Raw genomic sequence first — 6,552 nt, forward strand, 5'->3', positions numbered from 1 at the left:
CATCTACTGAAATTTTCTTTTCAATGGAGATCATGATAGCAAGCTGAATAAAGAGAGCAGGCATATAGTGCCAAAATTCATAGTGATATCCATTTGTGCCCCATACGTAAAATATCACTATGACTGTTAAGTATCTAAATAAACTAAATGCAACAATATTACAAAACACATAAATAATTGGGTGAATTTTTCTCAATTTACTGTTACGTTTAAATAAAATTCACGGTCTCTCAATTTCTGGGCAACTAAAACTTGAAAACTGGAATAATTAATTTCTTCCCAAAAGAGCTTCGTTTTTTGAGACAAAGAATTTCCAGATCTTAAGCTTATTTATTGTATAGAATGCCTTGTAATATTTTGATTGCCTAAACAATGCTGACGATATTGTTACCAATCATGCATTGCCAAGTCATTAATATAAAAACCCGTAATAGATTTCCCTGTACTAGTCATTCCACTAAATGTTATTGAATATCTATTATTTGAAATTCTTACAAGTGAAAATTTCAAATCTTTTTCTTGTGCTCCAAAGTCTTCATCATCGTTTATACTATAATGAAAAGAGTCTTCCCCATGGAGAACAAACTCCCCTTCTGGAATTCTCTGAGTGTTCTCAGGAATGTCAGTATATAAAATATTAATAGTACTGAACTGTGGCGCGCCTGGTTGACTTCTCAAATGAATTACAAGTCCATTTACCTTTCCTTGGTTATAACTTAACGTCACAAATCCAGTATCAAGTTGACCTTGCCATTTATTGGACGATACAATTTTACCCCCATTTTCTATAACAGGTTCGATATATCCACTACTCTTCTTGCATGAAATAATTGATATAAAGAATAATACAAAAATTACAGTAATCAACTTTTCGGTATTTTTAGCCATTTTATTGCGTGCCAACTTTTTCAATGAATTCGAGGAGTAAGTTTATAATTAGTCTTTTTGTTATTTTTTAACTCGTTTCGGCCAGAAGCGGTATATTTATTCAATTTAAAATTTCGTTTTTTGAGATTGCCCCTAAAAGTGACAGCCTGTCACTTTTAGGAGTTATATTTTGAGAATGAATAGTAAATTACAATTCCAGTGAATTAACCATTTCTTTAAGTTCACTAGGCTCTAAATCAACCTTTTCTCCCTTATCGTATATAGTAAGAAGGTAGACTGTTTCAGTATGAATATAACAGTATGTGATTACCCTTGCTCCGCCTCTTTTACCTTTACCTTTACTTGCGATAGCCAGGCGGATTTTATAACAGTTGTTACCAATGAAAGTGCCATACTCTGGATTGGAAGCAACTTCCTGACCCAACTCCGACAATTCGTTTTTAAGAGAAGGGAATTTTTTTGCAAGTCGCTTAAATTCTTTCTTAAATCGCTCGGTGATTAGTATACTATACTTCATTTAAAAAGTCGTCCAAAGATTGCAATTTTACTTTTCCTTCCTTGTGCTGCCGAACATCCATTGCAGCGTCTTTCAGATCATCCCACAAATTAACCGACCCATTACTCATGGCTTTGGCCTTTTTCACAAATGATAGGCTTCTTAGAACTTTCATTCCAAAAGTAGCATCGCTATCAGGGATTTCAATTAATATTTTCATACGGATTTGATTAGATATCTACATACAAATATAATCAATTTTGATTATATAGCAATATATTAAATGGCTTTGTTTTAAATATTTTTAACCTCAATTTTTTTTCCCACCTGGTTCAATATTTCCTCTATTTCAGCGACTTTTGTAAGAAGCTGCTTTTTATCCCTGCTTGATAATTCAACCCTTTTGCCTCTTAGCCTGGCTAACTGGAAAGGCGCAATATCTTCAATTGCATTTATAAGTTCTCCCATCATTTACGTTTTGTGAATGTGCCAGTTTTAGTATCTGTTTCTCGCAAAATTCGATAGAGTGTTGAGCGAGATCCAATATTGAATGCTTTCAAAATTTTTTTAGTCGGCTCCCCATTATCATAAGATATCTTAACCAAATTTTTTATGCTATTAAACTTATCCGAAAGACCTTTTGGCTTCCCTCCTTTCCGTCCCCTTGCCCTGGCTGCTGTTAACCCAGCTTTGGTACGTTCACGTAAAACGTTTCGTTCATGTTCAGCAAGCACACAGAAAATTTGCACAATCATTGTTCCTGTCGCCGTACTTGTATCAATAGGTTCAGTCAGCGACCGCAAATTTATTCCTTGCCTACTCAACTCCTCTATGAATTGAATCAGTTGCACAGTAGTCCGGCCCAACCTGTCAAGTCTCCAGACCACAACTGTATCACCTGATCGGGCATAATTTAGCAATTCATTCAGGTTCGGCTTTTCAGCTTTAACACCCGATACCTTATCAGTAAAAATTTTCTGTATCCCAACCTTACTGAAAGCATCCATTTGCAAATCTAAATTTTGCTCATGAGTGCTCACTCTTGCATAACCAATTTCCATTTGTACCGTATTGTTAACTAAATGCAATATAATGTACTTTGATTTAGGATACAATAAAAAGAAACAATGTTCAATCTGATTTAAATGTATATGGTGCACCTCAGGAACTAAATGGGAAGAAAATTTGAAAGGTCGGAAGTGTACACTTTAACCTCCGTTTTTATGGACTTGCAAACCAACGTTTTTAATACGGTTAGGGTTAGGAAAAGCTGCCATGGCAGCAAAGAGTTGAAATGCAATTAATGTTATTTATAAAAGATATTAATAGTTATAAAACTCAGGCAACCAAAACCATCCTTCATGTGTCTAGTTACAAACTAATCCATTTAATATGAAAGCATTGGGATTAATACTGTTTGCCTCCTGCCTAATTTTTGCATGTAAAAACAACGAGGTTGTTCCTAACAGTCTAACTGGAAAATGGAGGTTGATTTCCAAGGAAGTCTCACAGAATGATACAATAAAATGGCAAAATTTGCCTTCCACTGATTCTGTATTCCTTTTTTTTAGTAAATATGGAGAAGTAGTAAATTCCACTGGCTTTCTGACGCAGTGCGGGCCTGCCTCATTAAAGATTAATGGAATTATGCATAGAATTAAATTTCATAGTGAACCGGCTAATGACCCATTTGCAGTGCTTTGTGCAGAGTGTCTAACTTGGAACATTGAATTACAAGAAACAGAAATGATTCTTTATAGATGTTCACCAAATAGAATGAAGTTTACTAGGGAATAAGTGGGAAAAGTGAGGTCTCCTTGTACAAACCATGAACTTTGCAAAAAAACAGAACAGGCCCTGGTTCTGTGCTCCGTCAGTTAACATAAAATTGGTTATTTATCGTAGATGATTTTACAAAAAATTTGTGTGTGAGACATGCATCATATGCGTAACTTCAAATGGTTGTCTAAAATAAACGACTTTATTAGGATTCAATTCCAACAAATTCAAAGTCTTAAGTGTCTTGTGGAATAAATGCAATTCGACACTTAAACTTTTACAATGAAAAATTTATTATTTCTTACCGCTGTATTTGGAATCTTATTGTCTTGCTCTCATAAAGAAGATGATCCGGAAGGCTTGGCAGCAAAGTTTATTTCTGAAAAATTCCCACAAAAATGGCAGCTTGTTTCCATTCAGGGGAATATTTCTAATATGCCGCCTAAAACTGGTTCAAAAATGGAATGGCAGGAATTTTATCTTTTAAATGCTGATGGTACGCTTAGCAAGACAAGAGAAAGAGATGGTGTTATAAGAACGATAACTGGAAAATATTCATTTAAAAGTATTGGGATAGATAATTTTTTGGAGGTCACCTATGATAGTGACAGCGATATAATCGGAAATTGCTATGGGACGCCAACTGAGGAATTATTTATAAAATCGAACGTTCAATTTGAAAGCACATGGCAGGCATGCGATGGTCCTGGACTAGTTTATAATAGAGTGGAATAGACGTTGGGACGAACTTCCTGAATATAAAATAAAAAGCTGCTTGAAATTGATCTTTTACCTAAAGCTTCCCAAGTTCCGCAATGAATTAAATGGTCAAGATTGGAAGACCGCTCATGAACGTGGACCAGGCATCATTAGCCGATCTGCAATTCAAATTTTCCTTTATTTCGTCTTCCATCTATTCAAGTAGTATCCATTTCGCATTACCAAGGTAAGTTAGTATGAATTGGTGGTTATTGTCTCTAGGGTTTAAATACCCAAACATCTAGGAATTCCACCTACAGAGGTATTATTCTCAAAAAAATCCTGATTCATGAGACAGCGTTTTAACATCCTGTTACCACTCGAAGTCGCAAATAAACCACCGTTTTTGCAGAGGGTGTGGTAAAGACGCTTAACCAAAGGGGCCAAGAGGCACTTGTCAACTTCTCTTAACATTGCAAACCGGCTCGTAAAAAGACGTTTTGAGAAATTGATTTTTGGGACGGTATTTTAAAAGGCCTACTCACTTGCTCTATACCTAAAAAGTTAATGTTACTTAGTGCTAACGTGCAATTAACAATAGCTTCGTTAGTCTTAATTAAACTATTGTTGCAGCATAGTATTTCGACTTATTGAACGAAATATTTATGAAAATTATTTTAACGGTAGGATGTAGTGACATCTATCACTTATTATCTTGCGCAATCAACTAAACTAAATACAATTGATATGAGCATGATAGGCTACTATCTTCGGTTAACGGAGACGGAATTGAAAGATGTCCTTTCTGATTCTTCAATCTTGGAAGAAAAAGCATTTGAACAAGAAGGACAGGCGAACCTAATTGATATTGATAAAACTTGGGAAGCAATTTTCTTCGTATTGACAGGGCACGGACTTGCTGAAATTGACGAAGTGATTGCTCCTCTATCCTGGTTACTATTGAGTGATCATGTCGTTGATGAAAATCAGGATTTTGGTTACGGACCTGCATATTACCTGAAACCTTCTGAGGTAAGACAACTTAACGAAGAACTGAAAAAGGTCTCTAATGACGATTTTAAAAATCGCTTCAATGGTGTTGAGATGGACAAAGCTGGCATATATCCCGAGATTTGGCAAGAAAATGAATCCTTGGAATATGTAACTGAAAATTTCGAGCTGCTTAAGGTTTTTTTCGACACTGCCGCGGCTAATGGATATGCAATGATCACATTTATCTCCTAAAGACAATTGTGTTGTAAGCTAAAATGAAGGCAATTTTAATTCTTAAAAAAACCCTTTTATTTGAAACAGTAATCCTGTCTCAAATTCCCACCGTTTTGTGAACCCGCTTATGCAGGATATTTCTGTTAAAACAGTGCGAAAAGTTCTAACTTTAACTCTGTTGGAAGGGCGATAGAATATTGAAGACACTATCTAATTTTTCGAATAGAACGGATTCCGAGTATCCAAGACGAATATTAATAAATCATTGCCTTTTTCGAAGAGTTAGGAATGTCATGCTTTTAAGTTAATATTTATTTTTAAATGTGATCAATACTTACCGAAATGAGCAATATGTCGAGCTATGGCTTTGAAGTTCAAGTAAATGGAGAAAAGTTGTGCAAAGCAGGTATTGATAGCGATCGTTACGTAGTTACGTGCATACTCGATGCATTACGTCGTCTTAACGAACCTGATGAACTATGTCTGACAGTCTCCGGCCTTAATTCGGTTACGGGCGAATATCCTGAATGGGTAAGAAAGGAATTGAAGGATGGGGACACTATTACAATTAAAGTGATAACCCAAGATTTTGATGCACCGCACAGGATACGACCAACAATTTCAAAAGAGAAAATGCTTGATAACAAGTTACAGTATTATTACAAATTGAGAGAGGAATTGAAAGAGCATCTTTAATAAAACCGCAGATTAGGCTAGGAATTAACGGAGGATTTTAGCAAATTCCAGATTAAAAAACAGGCAGTAGCTCTCGTGAGCGACAGAGATATATTCTCAGCTGCTGATCAGATTCTCAGAAAAACGACCGTTTTTGTAATATTATAATCTTCATTTCCCCAAACTAGCAAGAAGATAACTTTTTATTGGTCTAGTTTGACTGGCCATGGCTATATATCAATTCAGTCAAAAGTTAATACAAAAAAATTCCAGATTTTAATTTTAAGTACCTTTTGACCAATGTTTTCAGAAGTCATTAAAATCCCGGATATCAATTTGGCTCTCAAAAGCATCATCCTGAAAATAAATACTTTTCAGATACAACCAATGAACAACTTTCATGCCTCTTTATACTGAAAGATAAAATAAATACTGCTTGACCGGATTGCACAGCGGCCAAGGTATGACCGGCACAAAATAGCGATGTACACATTGGCTTAACGCATCACGGGTAACTATGATGATGCAAATGATGTAACCCAGGATGCATTTCTAGATATGTTCCGGCACCTGGACCAGTTCAGATCGGAATTGTCGCTGGGCGCGTGGTAATACAGCCGATATTAAAGATCCTTTTTTTCGAATGACCAATTCGCCAGTGTGCAGATCTGAGGTGGCTCCAAAAAGCGGCACACATTTTTGCACATCGTGATGCAAGATGAAAGACAAAAAAACAGTTAAAATTCGTAAGAGTTATGATGCTGATTTTAAGCAGGAAGTGATAAGAA

General features: G+C 35.7%; 9 protein-coding genes. 4 read left to right on the forward strand and 5 right to left on the reverse strand.

The window, feature by feature from the left end:
* Window positions 1–387 precede the first annotated feature (387 nt).
* The 5 genes from LXL81_RS28925 to LXL81_RS28945 all read right to left on the reverse strand — a co-directional run bounded on the left by LXL81_RS28925 (window position 388) and on the right by LXL81_RS28945 (window position 2,445).
* Window positions 388–888: a hypothetical protein gene (locus LXL81_RS28925; RefSeq protein ID WP_234651666.1), complete on the reverse strand. Its 501-nt coding sequence runs from the start codon at window positions 886–888 to the stop codon at window positions 388–390.
* Window positions 889–1,075: 187 nt separating this feature from the next.
* Window positions 1,076–1,405 (reverse strand): type II toxin-antitoxin system RelE/ParE family toxin, encoded by a 330-nt coding sequence (locus LXL81_RS28930; RefSeq protein WP_234651668.1) that lies wholly within the window; start codon window positions 1,403–1,405, stop codon window positions 1,076–1,078.
* A complete protein-coding gene (locus LXL81_RS28935) occupies window positions 1,395–1,604 on the reverse strand; it encodes a hypothetical protein (RefSeq protein WP_234651670.1) in 210 nt (69 codons plus the stop codon). The genes LXL81_RS28930 and LXL81_RS28935 overlap by 11 nt, the downstream gene beginning before the upstream one ends.
* Before the next feature lie 74 nt (window positions 1,605–1,678).
* Window positions 1,679–1,855 (reverse strand): hypothetical protein, encoded by a 177-nt coding sequence (locus tag LXL81_RS28940; protein WP_234651672.1) that lies wholly within the window; start codon window positions 1,853–1,855, stop codon window positions 1,679–1,681.
* Window positions 1,852–2,445 (reverse strand): recombinase family protein, encoded by a 594-nt coding sequence (locus LXL81_RS28945; protein WP_234651673.1) that lies wholly within the window; start codon window positions 2,443–2,445, stop codon window positions 1,852–1,854. Before LXL81_RS28945 ends, LXL81_RS28940 begins: the two co-directional genes overlap by 4 nt.
* A gap of 1,000 nt (window positions 2,446–3,445) precedes the next feature.
* On the opposite strand from LXL81_RS28945, the gene LXL81_RS28950 reads away from it, so the two are divergent.
* From LXL81_RS28950 to LXL81_RS28965, 4 genes are all read left to right on the forward strand, one after another.
* A complete protein-coding gene (locus tag LXL81_RS28950; protein WP_234651675.1) occupies window positions 3,446–3,898 on the forward strand; it encodes a hypothetical protein in 453 nt (150 codons plus the stop codon).
* A 711-nt stretch (window positions 3,899–4,609) separates the two neighbouring features.
* Complete coding sequence (locus tag LXL81_RS28955) at window positions 4,610–5,107, forward strand: YfbM family protein (protein WP_234651677.1); 498 nt, start codon at window positions 4,610–4,612, stop codon at window positions 5,105–5,107.
* Between the two features lie 324 nt (window positions 5,108–5,431).
* A complete protein-coding gene (locus LXL81_RS28960) occupies window positions 5,432–5,785 on the forward strand; it encodes a hypothetical protein (RefSeq protein WP_234651679.1) in 354 nt (117 codons plus the stop codon).
* A gap of 483 nt (window positions 5,786–6,268) precedes the next feature.
* A complete protein-coding gene (locus tag LXL81_RS28965) occupies window positions 6,269–6,376 on the forward strand; it encodes an RNA polymerase sigma factor (RefSeq protein ID WP_234651689.1) in 108 nt (35 codons plus the stop codon).
* The last annotated feature ends 176 nt before the right edge of the window (window positions 6,377–6,552 follow it).

This window comes from Dyadobacter sp. CY356 (assembly GCF_021440195.1).
Classification (GTDB): Bacteria; Bacteroidota; Bacteroidia; order Cytophagales; family Spirosomataceae; genus Dyadobacter.

Excerpts from the sequence above, each read along its gene's own strand:
- LXL81_RS28950 (WP_234651675.1), top strand. The coding sequence starts at position 3,446 with ATGAAAAATTTATTATTTCTTACCGCTGTATTTGGAATCTTATTGTCT.
- LXL81_RS28955 (WP_234651677.1), top strand. The coding sequence starts at position 4,610 with ATGAGCATGATAGGCTACTATCTTCGGTTAACGGAGACGGAATTGAAA.
- LXL81_RS28940 (WP_234651672.1), bottom strand. The coding sequence starts at position 1,855 with ATGATGGGAGAACTTATAAATGCAATTGAAGATATTGCGCCTTTCCAG.
- LXL81_RS28930 (WP_234651668.1), bottom strand. The coding sequence starts at position 1,405 with ATGAAGTATAGTATACTAATCACCGAGCGATTTAAGAAAGAATTTAAG.
- LXL81_RS28945 (WP_234651673.1), bottom strand. The coding sequence starts at position 2,445 with ATGGAAATTGGTTATGCAAGAGTGAGCACTCATGAGCAAAATTTAGAT.
- LXL81_RS28925 (WP_234651666.1), bottom strand. The coding sequence starts at position 888 with ATGGCTAAAAATACCGAAAAGTTGATTACTGTAATTTTTGTATTATTC.
- LXL81_RS28960 (WP_234651679.1), top strand. The coding sequence starts at position 5,432 with ATGAGCAATATGTCGAGCTATGGCTTTGAAGTTCAAGTAAATGGAGAA.
- LXL81_RS28935 (WP_234651670.1), bottom strand. The coding sequence starts at position 1,604 with ATGAAAATATTAATTGAAATCCCTGATAGCGATGCTACTTTTGGAATG.